The 14,609-nt window shown below is 69.2% G+C and carries 11 protein-coding genes and 1 tRNA gene; 4 read left to right on the forward strand and 8 right to left on the reverse strand.

Translation table 11 applies throughout. The features are described from left to right. Positions 1-40 precede the first annotated feature (40 nt). The 3 genes from AC1DHD_RS06900 to AC1DHD_RS06910 all read right to left on the reverse strand — a co-directional run bounded on the left by AC1DHD_RS06900 (position 41) and on the right by AC1DHD_RS06910 (position 2,819). Positions 41-1,021, reverse strand: a complete 981-nt coding sequence (locus tag AC1DHD_RS06900) for a ribose-phosphate diphosphokinase (RefSeq protein ID WP_138769945.1) — start codon at positions 1,019-1,021, stop codon at positions 41-43. Between the two features lie 5 nt (positions 1,022-1,026). Continuing rightward, positions 1,027-2,517 (reverse strand): bifunctional UDP-N-acetylglucosamine diphosphorylase/glucosamine-1-phosphate N-acetyltransferase GlmU, encoded by a 1,491-nt coding sequence (gene glmU, locus AC1DHD_RS06905; protein ID WP_476879004.1) that lies wholly within the window; start codon positions 2,515-2,517, stop codon positions 1,027-1,029. Between the two features lie 230 nt (positions 2,518-2,747). Then, a tRNA-Gln gene (locus AC1DHD_RS06910) sits at positions 2,748-2,819 on the reverse strand. A 262-nt stretch (positions 2,820-3,081) separates the two neighbouring features. On the opposite strand from AC1DHD_RS06910, the gene AC1DHD_RS06915 reads away from it, so the two are divergent. Beyond that, positions 3,082-3,696 carry a TetR/AcrR family transcriptional regulator gene (locus tag AC1DHD_RS06915; RefSeq protein WP_476879012.1) on the forward strand — a complete coding sequence of 205 codons (615 nt, stop codon included), beginning with the start codon at positions 3,082-3,084 and terminating at the stop codon, positions 3,694-3,696. A 672-nt stretch (positions 3,697-4,368) separates the two neighbouring features. Here AC1DHD_RS06915 and AC1DHD_RS06920 read toward each other — a convergent pair. The 5 genes from AC1DHD_RS06920 to AC1DHD_RS06940 all read right to left on the reverse strand — a co-directional run bounded on the left by AC1DHD_RS06920 (position 4,369) and on the right by AC1DHD_RS06940 (position 10,744). Beyond that, positions 4,369-6,210, reverse strand: a complete 1,842-nt coding sequence (locus AC1DHD_RS06920; protein ID WP_476879005.1) for an ABC-F family ATP-binding cassette domain-containing protein — start codon at positions 6,208-6,210, stop codon at positions 4,369-4,371. An 85-nt stretch (positions 6,211-6,295) separates the two neighbouring features. Next, the gene (locus AC1DHD_RS06925; RefSeq protein ID WP_476879006.1) at positions 6,296-7,258 is read right to left on the reverse strand and encodes a 4-(cytidine 5'-diphospho)-2-C-methyl-D-erythritol kinase; all 963 of its coding nucleotides are present in this window, start codon (positions 7,256-7,258) and stop codon (positions 6,296-6,298) included. A gap of 61 nt (positions 7,259-7,319) precedes the next feature. Further along, the gene (gene rsmA / locus AC1DHD_RS06930) at positions 7,320-8,234 is read right to left on the reverse strand and encodes a 16S rRNA (adenine(1518)-N(6)/adenine(1519)-N(6))-dimethyltransferase RsmA (protein WP_476879007.1); all 915 of its coding nucleotides are present in this window, start codon (positions 8,232-8,234) and stop codon (positions 7,320-7,322) included. A 140-nt stretch (positions 8,235-8,374) separates the two neighbouring features. Continuing rightward, complete coding sequence (locus AC1DHD_RS06935) at positions 8,375-9,550, reverse strand: ubiquitin-like domain-containing protein (protein WP_476879008.1); 1,176 nt, start codon at positions 9,548-9,550, stop codon at positions 8,375-8,377. A gap of 282 nt (positions 9,551-9,832) precedes the next feature. Next, the gene (locus tag AC1DHD_RS06940; RefSeq protein ID WP_476879009.1) at positions 9,833-10,744 is read right to left on the reverse strand and encodes a TatD family hydrolase; all 912 of its coding nucleotides are present in this window, start codon (positions 10,742-10,744) and stop codon (positions 9,833-9,835) included. A gap of 296 nt (positions 10,745-11,040) precedes the next feature. Here AC1DHD_RS06940 and AC1DHD_RS06945 point away from each other — a divergent pair, with 296 nt between their 5' ends. The 3 genes from AC1DHD_RS06945 to AC1DHD_RS06955 form a co-directional block, all read left to right on the forward strand. After that, positions 11,041-12,048 carry an AAA family ATPase gene (locus AC1DHD_RS06945; RefSeq protein ID WP_476879013.1) on the forward strand — a complete coding sequence of 336 codons (1,008 nt, stop codon included), beginning with the start codon at positions 11,041-11,043 and terminating at the stop codon, positions 12,046-12,048. Positions 12,049-12,062: 14 nt separating this feature from the next. Further along, positions 12,063-13,442: a DUF58 domain-containing protein gene (locus tag AC1DHD_RS06950; RefSeq protein WP_476879010.1), complete on the forward strand. Its 1,380-nt coding sequence runs from the start codon at positions 12,063-12,065 to the stop codon at positions 13,440-13,442. Continuing rightward, positions 13,439-14,609: TgpA N-terminal domain-containing protein (locus AC1DHD_RS06955; protein WP_476879011.1), on the forward strand; the 1,171-nt coding region annotated here is incomplete at its 3' end. The genes AC1DHD_RS06950 and AC1DHD_RS06955, both read left to right, overlap by 4 nt.

Genomic DNA, 14,609 nt, shown 5'->3' on the forward strand with positions numbered 1-14,609 from the left:
GTGCCGGGCCCCGTTTAGCGAAACGGGGCCCGGCACGGGGCTAGGCGTTGCCGTCGAAGAGGCTGGTGACGGAGCCGTCGTCGAACACTTCGCGGATGGCCCGGGCGATCAGCGGCGCGATCGAGAGGACCGTCAGCTGCGGGAAGTGCTTGTTGGCGGAGATCGGCAGGGTGTTGGTGACCACCACTTCGCGGGCGCCGGACTCCGCGAGCCGCTGCGAGGCGGGATCGGAGAACACTGCGTGGGTGGCGGCGATGATGACATCCTTGGCGCCGGCGTTCTTGAGCACCTGGACGGCGCCGGAGATGGTTCCGCCGGTGTCGATCATGTCGTCGATCAGCACGCAGGTGCGGCCCTCGATCTGGCCCACGACGGTCTTGGAGACGGCCTGGTTGGGAACGGTCAGGTCCCGGCTCTTGTGCACAAACGCCAGCGGGGCGCCGCCGAGGCGTTCGGCCCACTGTTCGGCAACGCGGACACGGCCGGTGTCCGGGGAGACGACGGTGATGTTGTCCGAACCGACGCGGGTGCGGATGTAGTCGGCGAGGAGCGGGATGGCCATCAGGTGGTCCACGGGGCCGTCGAAGAAGCCCTGGATCTGCGAGGTGTGCAGGTCAACGCTCATGATCCGGTCGGCGCCCGCGGTTTTGTACAGGTCTGCGACCAGGCGGGCGGAGATCGGCTCGCGGCCGCGGCCCTTCTTGTCCTGGCGGGCGTACGGGTAGAAGGGCGAGACCACGGTGATGCGCTTGGCGGAGGCCCGCTTGAGCGAATCGATCATGATCAGCTGTTCCATGAGCCAGTTGTTCAGCGGGGCCGGGTGCGCCTGGATCACGAAGGCGTCGGTGCCGCGGACACTCTCGCCGGCCCGGACGTAGATCTCGCCGTTCGCGAAGTCGTAGGCGTCCAGGGGCAGCAGTTCGGTGCCCAGCTCCTTGGCGATCTCGCGCGCCAGCTCAGGGTGTGCCCGCCCGGCGGCGAGCACCAGCTTCTTCTCCCCGTGTGCCGTAATTTCGCTCATGTTTGCTAGCCCTCTTCTGTCGATGCCGGAGTACTGGAAGATGTTGGGGTGGTGCCGGCTGCCTCGGCCAGCGCGGCGGAGATGGAGCCCGGACGGTGCGAAACCACCCAGCCCTCGGAGTTCCGCTGCTTGGCCAGGGACACGGCCAGGGCGCCTGCCGGGACGTCGCTGCGGATCACGGCGCCCGCGCCGCTGTAGGCGCCGTCGCCCACCTGGACCGGGGCCACAAATACGGTGTTGGACCCGGTGCGCACCCCGGAACCGATGATCGTGCGGTGCTTCTTCTCGCCGTCGTAGTTGGCGGTGATGTTGCCGCAGCCGATGTTGGTGTCCTCGCCGATTTCCGCGTCACCGGCGTAGCCGAGGTGGGAGAGCTTCGAGCCGCGGCCGATGGTGACGTTCTTCGTCTCGTAGAACGCGCCGATCTTTCCGGTCTCGCCGAGGCGGGTGCCGGGGCGCAGGTACGTGAAGGGGCCGACGCTGGCGTTGGCGCCAATAACGGCGCCGGAACCGTGGGTGCGCGTGACCTTGGCGCCCTCGCCGATCTGGACGTCGGTGAGGGTGCTGTCCGGGCCCACGACGGCGTCACGGGCCACGGTGGTGGCGCCGTGCAGCTGGGTGTTGGGGAGCAGCCGGACGTCCTCGTCGAGGGTCACAGTCGCGTCGATCCAGGTGGTGGCCGGGTCGACGACGGTGACGCCGGCCCGCATCCAGGCCTCCACGATGCGCCGGTTGTGTTCCGCGCCGAGGGCGGAGAGCTGAACCCGGTCGTTGGCGCCCTCGACCTGCCAGCGGTCACCGGTCACGACGGCGGCTACCCGGCCCCCGGCGTCGCGCGCCAGGGAGAGGACGTCGGTGAGGTATTTCTCGCCCTGGACGTTGTCGGTGGTGACGTGGGCCAGCGCGCCTCGCAGCGCGCCGGCGTCGAACGCGTAGATGCCGGAGTTGATCTCGCGGATTTGGCGTTCGGCGTCGCTGGCGTCCTTGTGTTCGCGGATGCCTGTGACGGTGCCGTCCGCGCCGCGGAGGATTCTGCCGTAGCCGGTGGCGTCGTCGAGGACGGCGGTGAGGACGGTGACGGCGTTGCCCGCGGCCTCATGCGCGGCGACCAGTTCGGTCAGCAGCGCACCGGTCAACAGGGGCACGTCGCCATAGGTGACGACGACGGTGCCGCTCAGGCCGCCGTCGGGCTGGCGGGCGTCGAGGGCCTCGAGGGCGGCTTCGACCGCGCGGCCGGTGCCGGGAACGTCGTCCTGGTCAACGATCAGGGCCTGCGGGTCGATTCCGGCGATGTGCGAGGCGACCTGCTCGCGTTCGTGCCGGACAACGATGGCCAGTTCACGCGGGTCGATGGCGCGGGCGGCGTTGAGGGCGTGGCCCACGAGCGAGCGTCCGCCGATTTCGTGGAGGATCTTGGGGGTACGGGACTTCATCCGGGTACCGGCGCCTGCAGCTAGGACAATGACGGCGGCTGGGCCGGTGTTCTCGGGGCTCACGTACGGGCTCTCCTTGCTCAGTGGCCTGACTCAGTGCCGCTGCTCGGTGGATCTGGCGGACCCCTGGACATCAGCCCGGTGGTCCACCTTGTTGCCGGCTCGCTTGTTGCCGGCTCGGCACGGCAGCGCCGGACCACTTTCCGGTCACGGCGTCCCGTTCATCCTACTGGACTGCCGCCGCCCCCGGCCCGCCGGGACCGGTTCCTCCCGGCCGCCGGCGCCCGCGGCAGTTCCGCCCATAGGACTCGAACCTATACTCCACGGCTCCAAAGGCCGGGGTGCTGCCATTACACCAGAGCGGACCATGCCATGGCCGTAAGCCTGTGGCACAAGAGTCAATTCTGCCACGAAGGCTGTTGCCGGTGCGACTTGGGGTTTTGGGGCGGGGGTGGGGTGGGGTGGGGTGGGCCGGTGGCTCCGGTTGGTGGCGGGCTCGGGCTCGGCTCGGGCCGCAGGGCGGTAGGGCATGATGGTGCTGTGAGCAACAGCGCAGGAGCGGCCAGGGGGGCGGACCACCGTACCGACCGGCCCACCGGGGAACCTGAACCAATCCGCAAGCCGAGGATGACCGGGGTCCAACGGCGCTCCCAGCTAATCGGCGTCGGCCGCGGGCTCTTCGCACTCCGGGGCCTGGACGGCACGACGCTGGACGAGATCGCCGCCGCGGCCGGGGTCTCAAAACCTGTCATCTACGAACACTTCGGGTCCAAAGAGGGCCTGTACACCCAAGTGGTCGAGCGCGAATTCCGGATCCTGCTCGGCTCCATCAACGCCGCCCTCGCCGAAGAAGCAAAACCCCGCGTCCTGGTCGAACGGGCCGCCCTGGCACTGCTGGGCTACATCGAGGACCGGACCGACGGTTTCCGCATCCTGATGCGCGATGCCCCGCCGTCGCAGCCCGAGGGCGCGTTTTCGACCCTGCTCTCCCAGGTCACCGCGCGCGTCGAGTACATCCTCGCGGACGAGTTCGCCCGGCGTGGGTTCAGCGCCGCCGACGGTGCGATGTACGCACAAATGCTGGTCGGCATGGTCGCCATGACGGGCCAGTGGTGGCAGGACAGCCGGACCCCTGACAAGCGCGAGGTCGCCGCGCACCTGGTGAATCTCGCCTGGAACGGCCTGACCGGCCTGCGAAAAGAGCCGGAACTCAGGAGCGGGGACGGCAGCGCGGCGGAGTAGGCGGCTGGCTGGTGCGGGGTCCGGTTGGGTGGGACGCCGGTGGGTGGGGCGCTGCGTCGCCCTGGACAGACGGACATGCCCATCGGTCCCGAACCCTCCGAACGGACATGCCCATTCTTCGCACCTCAGACTGGACATAACCATCCGCCGCTTGCACCACGGGACATGCCCCGTCGCCCAGAATCACTTCGGACCGACATGCCCATCCTTCGCCCGACCCGACGGACATGCCCATCCCTGGGCTCGGCCATTGGACATCTACCTAATATGCCCATCCGCCAGGGCTGAGAGTGGGCATGTCCGGACACCCCGAAGAACAGGGACGGGCATGTCCATTCTTCGAAGCTAATAACGGACATGTCCATCCGTCGGCGCCAAGACTGGGCATGCGCGGCGACCCCGAGGCACACGGACGGGCATGTCCATTCTTCGAAGCTGGTAACGGACATGTCCATCCGCCGGGGTAAGGATTGGGCACGTCCGGAAGCTCTGAGAGGCAAGGACGGGCATGTCCATCCTTCGAGGCGCAGGACGGGCATGCCCATCCCCCGCAGCACAGGTGCCCTGCCGCGACCGAGCTCACACTCAGGGTGTCACGACGGCGACCCCGCGCCCGGCGCCCCCGCGGCCGCGACACGGCGCCCCCACCCCAATCGGAGCCCCGACCCCGGCCTACTCGCCGAGGACCTCCAGGGCTTCGAGCCATTCGAGTTCGAGGCCTTCGCGTTCCGCGGCGAGTTGCTGCAGCTTGGCGTTGAGGGCGGCGAGTTCGTCGAACTTGGAGGCGTCCCCGGCCCCGGCGGTCATCTGGGCGTGGATCTTGTCTTCCTGCTGCTTCAGTTTGCCCAGCTGTCGGTCGATCCTGTTCTTGGCCTTGCGGGCGTCGCGCTTCTCGGCTTCGGAGGGCCCCGAGGCGGCAACCCCGGCCGCCCCACCAGCCCCGCCACCGGAGGACGTGACCGGGTTGCCGCCGCCGGTGATCGTGGATCCGGCCAGTGCAGCCTCGCGCAGTTCCAGGTACTGGTCCACGCCGCGCGGCAAGGCACGGATCTTGCCGTCGCCGAGCAGGGCCATCTGGTGGTCCGTGACGCGCTCGAGCAGGTACCGGTCGTGGCTGACCACCACCAGCGTCCCCGGCCAGCCGTCGAGCACGTCTTCGACCGCGGCGAGGGTGTCGGTGTCGAGGTCGTTGGTCGGTTCGTCCAGCATCAGGACGTTGGGCTCCCCCACCAGCAGGCGCAGCAGCTGCAGCCGGCGCCGCTCCCCGCCGGAGAGGTCCTTGACCGGGGTCCACTGCTTCTCGTTGGTGAAGCCGAGCTGCTCCACGAGCTGGCCGGCGGTGAACTCCTTGCCGCCGACGTTGAAGGACCGCTTTTCGCGCTCGATCACTTCGATGACCCGCAGGTCGGAGACGTCGTCGAGCTCCTTGACCTCCTGGCTGAGGACAGCGGTGACCACCGTCTTGCCGCGCTTGACCTGTCCGGAGCTGGGCTGGATCTCGCCGTTGAGGAGCTTCAGCAGGGTGGTCTTGCCGGCGCCGTTGACGCCCACCAGCCCCAGCCGCTCACCGGGCGCGAGGCGCAGCGTGATGTTGTCGAAGAGCTTCTCCCCGGCGGAGCCGCCCAGGAAGTCGAGGGAGACGTTTTCGAGGTCCAGGACGTCCTTGCCCAGCCGGGCGGTGGCCATTTTGCTCAGGGCCGTCGAGTCACGCGGTTCGGGGACGTCGGCGATCAGGGCGTTGGCAGCCTCGATCCGGAACTTCGGCTTCGCGGTCCGGGCCGGGGCGCCGCGGCGGAGCCAGGCGAGTTCCTTCTTGACCAGCTGCTGGCGCTTGCCTTCGACGACGGCGGCCGTGCGGTCGCGCTCGGCGCGGGCCAGCACGTAGGCGGCGTAACCGCCGTCGAACGGGTCCATGATGCCGTCGTGGATTTCCCACGTCCGGTTGCAGACTTCGTCGAGGAACCAGCGGTCGTGGGTGACCACCAGGAATGCACCCTGGTTGGGCCGCCAGCGCGTCTTCAGGTGCCGGGCGAGCCAGGCCACGCCTTCGACGTCGAGGTGGTTGGTGGGCTCGTCAAGCATGATGACGTCATGGTCCTCGATGAGCAGCTTGGCGAGGGCCACCCGGCGCTTCTGGCCGCCGGAGAGCGCGTGGACGTTGGCGTGCCAGTCGACGTCGGACACAAGGCCGCCCATGACCTCGCGGATCTGCGGGTTGCGGGCCCACTCATAGTCGGCCTGGTCGCCGACGATCGCGGAGCCGACGGTCAGGTCGCCGTCGAGCACGTCGCTCTGGTCGAGGTAGCCGATGTTGACCTCGCTGCGCTTCGTGACACGGCCGGAGTCCGGGGTGGACCGCATGGCCAGCAGCCGCATGAGGGTCGACTTGCCGTCGCCGTTGCGGCCCACCATGCCGATCCGGTCGCCCTCTTCGAGTCCGAGGGTGATGCCRTCGAGGACGGTGCGGGTTGCATACGAGACCGTGAGGTTCTCGCCGCCGAGCAGGTGTGCCACTGGGAACTGCTTTCTGAGAGGAAATGATCGGGCTAGAAGGGCCGATTATGCTGCCGTACCCCTGACGTATATACAGTCAAAGCTACTAAAGGAGCGTATCGGAGATGATGCGTGCCCCGTGCACCGGCCCGTGCACCGCCTGGGCGTCGAGGCCGTGATGACGGAGGTCCTCCGCGAGGCCCTCTGCGGCGGCCGGGCTGTGGGCCAGCAGTGCCACCGTGGGGCCGGACCCGGAGACGAGACCGGCGATCGCGCCGCAGGACTCCCCCAGTCCCAGGACATCCCGCAGGCCCGGCGCCAGCTCGATCGAGGCCCGCTGCAGGTCGTTGACCAGGACCCGGCTCAGGGCATCGGCATCGCCGTTGAGCAGCGCGGCCAGGACGCGGGGGTCCACCGACGTGGGTTCCTCGATTTCCACCCCTTCGGCGGCACGGAGCCGGTCGAGGGCGCGGAATACCTCCGGGGTGGACAACCCGAAGTCCGCGGTGACGAGCACCCAGTCGGTCTGCGCCTTGACCAGCGCCGGGGACAGTTCGTCGCCGACGCCGAGGCCGACGGCGGTGCCGCCGAGGAGGGAGAAGGGCACGTCGGCGCCGAGCTCGGCGGCCAGGTGCGCGAGTTCGTCGCGGGAGAGTCCGCTGTTCCAGAGAGCGTCGCAGGCCAGCAGGGTGGCCGCGGCGTCGGCCGACCCGCCGCCCATCCCTCCGGCCACCGGGACGCGTTTGGTGATTTCCAGGTGCACGCCGGTGGAGTGCTCGGACACGTCAGCCATGATGGACGCCGCCTTGTAGGCCAGGTTGCGTTCGTCCAGCGGGATGTCGACGCCGTCGAGGTCCAGGGTGCTGTCCGGGCTGATGCTGACGGTGATCCCGCCGGTGTCGGTGCTGGTGGCCGCGACCTCTTCGTAGAGGGACACCGCGAGGTAGACGCTGGCCACCGAGTGGTAGCCGTCSGGGCGYAGCGGYCCSACATCSAGTGAGACGTTSACYTTKCCGGGYGCCTTGACCCGGACRGTCCTSGCGGMAAAGCGCCCTCTCACTGCGTTCATGGCTCCACGCTATGGCATGGCGGCCCGTGGCTCAAAGCAGGGCCGGCTACTCAGCCACCGGTTACTCAGCCGCAGGCTGGGTACGCGCTTCGGCGATGCGCGCGAATGCGGTGATGTCCAGGACCTCGCCGCGGGCTGTGGGGTCGACGCCGGCGGCACGCAGGCAGCGTTCGGCCTCGGCGGCGCTGCCCGCCCACCCGGCAAGGGCGGCCCGGAGCGTCTTGCGGCGCTGGGCGAAGGCGGCATCGATGACGGCGAACACCTCTTCCCGGCTCGCGGTGGTGGCCGGCGGTTCCCGGCGGGTGAAGGCGACCAGCCCGGAGTGGATCTTCGGTGCCGGCCAGAAGACGTTCATTCCGATCACCCCGGCCTTGCGCATCCCGCTGTACCACGCGGCCTTGACGGAGGGGACGCCATACGTTTTGGAGCCAGGGCCGGCCGCGAGGCGGTCCGCGACCTCGTCCTGGACCATCACCAGGCCGTGACGCAGGCTCGGGAAGTGCTGGAGCAGGTGCAGCACCACGGGCACGGCCACGTTGTACGGCAGGTTCGCAACAAGCGCCGTCGGCTGGACCGGCAGTTCGGTCACCTTCATGGCGTCCGAGAGGACCAGGTGGAAGTTCTCGACGGCGTCCGGCCGCCACGCGGCGACGGTGGCGGGGAGTTTGGCGGCGAGGACGGGGTCGATTTCGACGGCGATGACGGACGCGGCCGCGTCGAGCAGCCCGAGCGTCAGAGAACCGAGTCCGGGGCCGACTTCGAGCACGGCCTCGTCCGGGGCGATGTCCGCAGCAGCGACGATGCGCCGGATGGTGTTGCCGTCAATGACAAAGTTCTGGCCCAGGGTCTTGGTGGGACGAACCCCGATTTCCTCGGCGAGCCGGCGGATGTCGGAGGCGCCCAGCAGCGGCGCCGGGGCACCGGAGGGGAGGCTGCCGGCAGGTTCGACGGGGGCGGCGGGGGTCGGTTCAGTCACCTAGGTATCCTATCCCGCGGCGGGAACGGCAGAGGCCGGTCCCGGGGAATCCGGGACCGGCCTCGAGGGTGCCCCGCGGTGGTGGTCAGCCTGCGCGGGTCTTTATGGTGCCGTGCGGCCCTCGCGGGCCGGGGCGGGGGTTAGCTGGACGCTGCCCAGCCGCAGCCCCAGGGGCTCAGGCCACGCTGTGCGTAGACCCGGTTGGCGACGGCGATCTGCTGGGCCTTGCTGGCCTGGCTGGCGTTCGGGGCGTAGGAACCGCCGCCGGAACCGAGCCAGGTCTGGATGTCGAACTGCAGTCCGCCGTAGTAGCCGTTGCCGGAGTTGATGGACCAGTTGCCGCCGGACTCGCACTGCGCGATCTTGTCCCACATGCCTTCGTTCATCATGGCCGGGGCTGCGGCGCCGGTGTTGGCGGCGGCCTCAACCTTGGGCGCTTCCTTGGTGCCGATGCTGACCTTCTCGGTCACCGGCTCGCGGGTCACGGACTGGGACACCAGGGTCTTGGAGGCGACGCGGCCATCGACGAGGACCAGTTTGAAGTTCTTGCTGATACTGCCGGCCACACCGGCCTGGACGACCTTGTGTTCGCCCTTGGGCATGGCGGAGTCCTCCGCTGTGAGCGTCTCGAACGGGACGTCTTCGGTGGTTGAGGCAGTCTTGGACGTGTCAACGCGCGAGACCTTGACCACCATGTTGTTGACCACGGGGGCGTTGCGCGGCTGGGAGGTCCGGTCGCTGGCGCCGAGCTTAAGGCCGGCGTCGCTGAGGACGGTCCCGACGGTTGCCGCCGTCGTCGTGGTCCTGGTGGCCTTGCCGTCGGCGACGAGGGTCACGGCCTTCGGCGTCGAGATGCTGACGTACGAACCGGAGACGGCCAGCTGGGCGTCCTTCGGGACGGACACCTTCGAGGCGGAGGCGACACCGAGTTCGGTGACGAGGCCTTCCACGGTGGGGGCAGTGGTGGTGATGGTGCGCTCCGCGCCGTCCACGCTGACCTTCACGGCCTTGGCGAGGTTGACGTTGATGACGGAGCCGTCCTGCACATGCGAATCGGTTGAGGGGGACACCTTGTCGGCGGCCTGCAGCTCGACCTTGGCGGCGCTGACCACCTGGCCGACGGTGCCGCCGAACGTCTGGACGGAGCTGACGCGCCCGTCGACGTTGAGGGTGACTGTCTTGTTGTTGCCGACGAAGGCGACGAGGCCCAGCACGAGCGCCATTAGCACCACCAGCTGTGAGCCGACCTTGACGTAACTGATTTTGCCGTCCGATGTGAAGAACTTGACCACGATTGCCCATATCTTTTGGACCATCCGGGCACGGGGAAAAGCGCACGCGTTTCCCCGGCGCAAACACCCCCAAGGGCAGTTCCGGAGCTGGTCCGGATATTTGCGGAAAACGCGGGCACTGCCACACTTCCAAACGAGAGCGCACACGTGGATTCTCTGCCACGATGCGCGCCCTGAGGTAGTGAAATTATCCGAAGGCCTTCCCCGACCCCGGCTAATAGTTGACTACTGTAACCGTAGCGTTATAAACCAACCAAGAAATTATGCATACCGGGTATGTTTCCAGAGTGACGGCCGACGGCGTTTTTAGTCCCAGGATCCGTATGCCTGCAAGGTATTTTCGGCCAGTTGTCCGCACAGCGCGGAGAGGTCACGGCCTGTCAACTCCGCCATCGCCCGGACCGTGTACGGAATCATGTAACTGGCGTTCGGGCGGCCCCGGTGCGGGTGCGGGGTGAGGAACGGGGCGTCGGTTTCCACCAGGATCCGGGCCGGGTCGGCGATCGCCAGCGCTGCACGTAAATTGGCCGCGTTCTTGAACGTCACCGTGCCGGCGAAAGACAGGTACCAGCCCCGGTCATTGCAGGTCCGGGCGAGCTCTTCGTCGYCGGAGAAACAGTGGAAGACGACGCGTTCGGGGGCACCCTCCTCGCGCAGCACCTGCACGACGTCGTCGTGCGCGTCGCGGTCGTGGATCTGCAGCGTCAGGTCGAGCCGTTTGGCGATGTCGATGTGACGGCGGAACGAGTAGCGCTGGTGGGCCAGCCCCTCCCCCTCCGTGCGGAAGAAGTCGAGTCCGGTCTCGCCGATGGCACGGATCCGCAGGTGGGACGCCAGGGCCTCGATTTCGGCGAGCGCCTCCTCCAGCTCACCGCGCGCAGCGTACCCCGGGGCGTCGTTGGGGTGCAGCGCGACGGCGCCGAGCAGCCGGCTGTCCTGCTCCACGGCCTGGACCGTAAACCGGGACGATTCGAGGTCGCAGCCCACCTGCACAGCCCCTTTGACGCCCACTGCCTCGGCGGCGTCGAGGGCGTCCTTGATACCGACCTCCAGCCCGCCGTCCGGGAAGTTCAGGTGCGTGTGGTTGTCCATCACCGGCACGGGCAGCGGTTCCGGCGCCGGCGGGTACGGCTTGCGGCCCGTCGGGCCGCTTCCGGTGCCGGCGGCTTCGTCACTGCCGGTGGCGCGGAAGGGGGCGGGGGTCTGCGGATTGCACATCCATCCAGCCTAGCCTCGGGCCGGCCGGAGAATTACCCGGAACTCTCTGTCTGCTTTGTCAGTTGTGTTAGTACGCTGATACCAAAACAGGCGTGCACCAGTGGCGGGACCGGCATTCCCTGCCGTTCCGCCCGGGCCGCTCCAGGGCTGAAAGGCTGCCGATGGACTACCACCGACGCACCTCCGTAGACGAAGYGATGCCGGATCCGCAAGGCTTCCCGGCGGGACCCGGCGCTGCCGGCCCTGCGCCCCGGACCCAGCCGGCTGCCGCCCCGGCCACGTCGGGAACCGCGCCGATGGAGGCTGCGGCGTTCCACGCGGCCAGCGAGCGCATCCTGCGCGCCATCAACACCGTGATCGACGGCAAAGCCGAAGCCGCAAAACTCGCCCTGACCGTCCTGTTGGCCCAGGGACACCTGCTGCTGGAAGACGTACCGGGGGTCGGCAAGACACTGCTGGCGAAGACCCTGGCCAGGACCATCGACTGTTCGGTCAGCAGGATCCAGTTCACCCCTGACCTGCTGCCGTCGGATGTGACCGGCGTGTCCATCTACAACCAGGCCTCCCGGATGTTCGAGTTCCGGCCCGGCGCGGTCTTCGCCAATATCGTGATCGGCGACGAGATCAACCGGGCTTCCGCGAAAACCCAGTCCGCCCTGCTCGAATGCATGGAGGAGCACCAGGTCACGGTGGACGGGACCTCCTACAAACTGGACGAGCCCTTTATGGTGGTGGCCACCCAGAACCCGATCGAGATGGAAGGCACGTATCCGCTCCCCGAGGCGCAGCGGGACCGCTTTATGGCCAGGATCTCGATGGGCTATCCGGACCGGGACTCCGAGATGGAAATGCTGGAAACCCACCAGGCGACGTCCCCGCTGACCCGGGTGACGGCTGTGGTGAGCGCCGCAGAGGTGGCTTCCATGATCGCGGCCGTGCAGCAGGTCTACGTGTCCCGTTCGATCAAGGAATACACGGTGGCGCTGGGACGCGCCACCCGGGAGAGCCCCCTGCTCCGGCTCGGCGCCAGTCCGCGGTCCATGCTGCAGCTGCTGCGTGCGGCCAAGGCCACCGCCGCCCTGGAGGGCCGGGACTTTGTGCTGCCCGACGACGTCGTCAGTGTGGCCGAATCGGTGCTGGCCCACCGGATCATCCTGGACCGCAAGGCCGCCAGCACCGGCGAGACGCCGCAGAGCGTCATCCAGTCGATCCTGGCAAAGGTACCGGTCGGCCAGGAACCGGCCAGCGCACCCGCCCGGTCCGCCCGCGGCGGCCAGGCGTCCGCCCAGCCCGCCGGACGTTAGGGGCTGACACGGCCGTGGCGTTGCTGGACCGGTTCCCGAGGCACATCTTCAGCTCGCGCGGCTGGGGACTGCTGGCCGCGGGCGTCGGGTCCCTGCTGGCGGCGCAGGTGATGGGCCGCCGTGACCTCCTGGCGCTGGCCCTGCTGCTGCTGGTCCTGCCGTTGTTGTCCCTGGCCGGAACCCGGGTGCTCAAGCCCCGGTTCCGGGTCTACCGGGAGTTCAACCCCTCCCCCGTGGAGGCCTCCGCCACCACCACGGTCCGGCTGGCAGTGGCCCGAACCGGTCCCGGGGCCGGGTACGCCCTGATGGAGGAACACCTGCCGCCGCGCTTCGGGCAGTCTCCGGTGTTCCGGTTCCCGGCCCGGACGGCGCATGCCGGGACCAGCCGCTACGAGTACCAGCTGCGCAGCGGCAAACGCGGCCAATTCCTCATCGGACCCGTCACGGCCGAGTTCAGCGACCCCTTCGGGCTTTCCGTCCACCGCCACGCGATCGACGCCGGAGACGTGCTCACGGTGACTCCGGCCGCCGTCGACCTTCCGGTCACCGGCCTGGCCGGCGCGCGGGGCCACGACGGCGTGACCGCCACCCGGATCCGGGCGAACCCGAGCGATGACGACGTCATGACCCGGGAGTACCGGCACGGCGATCCGATGCGCCGGGTGCACTGGGCGGCCACGGCCCGCCACGGCTCCCTGATGGTCCGGCAGGAGGAGTCCGTCACCACACCCGAGGCCACGATCATCCTTGACCACCGGTTCCTGTCGTACGCCCAGGGCTCCGGCTACACCTCCGGCGCCACCGACGGCCACGAACTTGTGACCAGCGACGCCTTCGAATGGGCCGTCACGGCCGCCATGTCCATCAGCACCCACCTTGGGGAGCGCAATTACGCCCTGCGCTGCCTGGACCCGGCCGGGGACCCGGCGTTCCTGAATTCGCCGTCGGCGCCCGAACCTGAGACGGACGAGTACATCGGCGCCGGCGGACTGCAGTCCATTGCCGAGAGCCTGGCCGCCATCCAGCTCACCGGGCCGCGGCATCCCGGCACCGACGGCGGCCCGCAGCCTTTTGATGACCGGCTGATGGACAAGCTGTCCGCGCACCGGCTGCGCGGACCGGTCCTCGCCATCCTGGGCCGCCTCTCGGAGGCCGAGGCGCGCGCCCTCGCGCCCGCCGCCGGCTTCGGTGCCAATGCCTTCGCCCTCCTGGTGACGGACCGGGCTGCGGACGCGGCGCCGGTCCTGGAGATCCTGCGCCGCGGCGGCTGGCGCGCCGTGTCCGCCACGGCTGCTACCCCGCTGCCGGCTGCGTGGTCCGCCTTCGACCAGGGCGGGGCGGGGGCACCGACGGCAGCCGCCGACGTGCGGCGCGGCGCGGGGGCACGGCGATGACCCTGGCACCGCAGCGCACCACGACGGCCCGGGGAGACTCCGGGCACGACGGCGGACCGCCCGCCACCGGCCCCGGCGGCCTGTTCCGGATGAAGGGCGCCGGCGCCGAACCCTGGGCCATGGGACTGGCCGTTGCCGTGGCCGTCGCGGGGGCCGCACTGGGGCTCAACGGCGTACTGCGCGGCTGGGCCTGGATCCCGGCCGTGCTCACCACCGTCTTCACCGTGGCGCTGGCCATGGCCGCCCTCAGGGCCCTGCGGCTGCGGGGCATCCTGGTTGCCGCGGGGGGCTTTGCGGCGCTGGCCGTCGTTTTGACGTTCACGTTCTTCCGCCAGCACAGCGTCGCCGGGGTCATTCCGTCGGCGGACACCATGGAGCAGGTTCAGCGGTACCTGCGGCGCGCCAGCGAGACGGTGCTGGCCGAGAGCTCCCCGGTGGCGCCCAACGCCGGCATTGTGTTCCTGATCTGTGGTGTGCTCGGCCTGGTGGTGATCCTGACCGACGCGCTGGCGTTCCCGCTGGCGCTCCCGGCCACCAGCGGGCTGGGGCTGGTGGCCATCCTGGTGGTCCCGGCGATGGTGAAGCCGCAGAGCGTGGGGTGGCTGGGCTTTGCCGGCGCCGCCGTCGGATACCTCATGATCCTGGCCTGCAGCCACTGGTTCCATCCCGTGTCCGGGACCCGGACGGATACGGCGCGGATCCCCGGCGCCCTCAAGCGTGCCTCCCTCACCGGGGCCCTGGCCCTTGCCCTGACGCTGGTCCTGCAGCTGGTCATCCCGGGCTTCGACCAGGGCACCTTCCCGCAGGGATCCCGCCTGAATCCCTGGGGGTCGGCGAGCGGCCTGAACCCGATGATCAGCCTGGGCAACAGCCTGCGCGACCCCTCCGGCGACGGCAGGATCACCTACGCCACGAACGCATCCCAGGCGCCATACCTGCGTTCGGTGACGGTGGACAGCTTCGACGGCGACTCGTGGTCACCTGATGACCGGGACTCCGGCCGGCAAGCGGGGACGGGCCGGATCGACCCGGGAATCGGGTCCACGGTGGAGGAACAGCTCCGGGTGGTGACGGCGGTCAACACCAACCAGTTCACCAGCCCGTACCTGCCGGCACCGTATGCGCCGTCGTCCGTCAGCGGGCTGTCCGGCCGGTGGAGCTGGGACC

The sequence above is a fragment of the Arthrobacter sp. 05L45_2 genome, from assembly GCF_056397525.1.

Coding starts and splice junctions, on each gene's coding strand:
- AC1DHD_RS06900 (WP_138769945.1), bottom strand. CDS start 1,021: ATGAGCGAAATTACGGCACACGGGGAGAAGAAGCTGGTGCTCGCCGCC.
- AC1DHD_RS06915 (WP_476879012.1), top strand. CDS start 3,082: ATGACCGGGGTCCAACGGCGCTCCCAGCTAATCGGCGTCGGCCGCGGG.
- AC1DHD_RS06935 (WP_476879008.1), bottom strand. CDS start 9,550: ATGGTCCAAAAGATATGGGCAATCGTGGTCAAGTTCTTCACATCGGAC.
- AC1DHD_RS06945 (WP_476879013.1), top strand. CDS start 11,041: ATGGAGGCTGCGGCGTTCCACGCGGCCAGCGAGCGCATCCTGCGCGCC.